1 protein-coding gene is annotated in these 404 nt (G+C 62.9%); it reads left to right on the top strand.

Features of this window, described 5'->3' with window-relative positions:
- Positions 1 to 404: reverse transcriptase domain-containing protein (locus tag INT20_RS17975; protein ID WP_264299240.1), on the top strand; the 404-nt coding region annotated here is incomplete at both ends.

The raw sequence follows: 404 nt of genomic DNA, 5'->3' as shown, positions 1-404 counted from the left end.
AAGGCCCACGTCACCGCCGGCCACCGCTGGGTGGTCGACCTTGACCTGGAGGCTTTCTTCGACCGAGTGAACCACGACCTGCTGATGGCACGGGTCGCGCGGCACGTTGACGACAAGCGCGTGCGGCGTCTGATCCGCCGCTATCTGGAGGTGGGTATGTTCCAGCATGGCTTGCCCACGCAGAGGCGGCAGGGAACCCCCCAAGGCGGACCCCTTAGCCCGCTACTGGCGAACATCCTGCTGGACGACATGGACAAGGAACTGGAACGTCGAGGTCACCGCTTCTGCCGCTACGCCGACGATGTACAAATCTATGTACGGAGCCGACGAGCAGGCGAGCGGGTCATGGGCAGCTTGAGTGAGTATCTCGAGAGCTCACTTCGGCTGACGGTCAATCGCCGTAA

The organism is Halomonas citrativorans, assembly GCF_014898005.1.
In the GTDB taxonomy this organism is placed as follows: domain Bacteria; phylum Pseudomonadota; class Gammaproteobacteria; order Pseudomonadales; family Halomonadaceae; genus Vreelandella; species Vreelandella citrativorans.
Note: the sequence above shows the minus strand (reverse complement) of the source record. Positions and strands in the feature narration are given on the sequence as shown.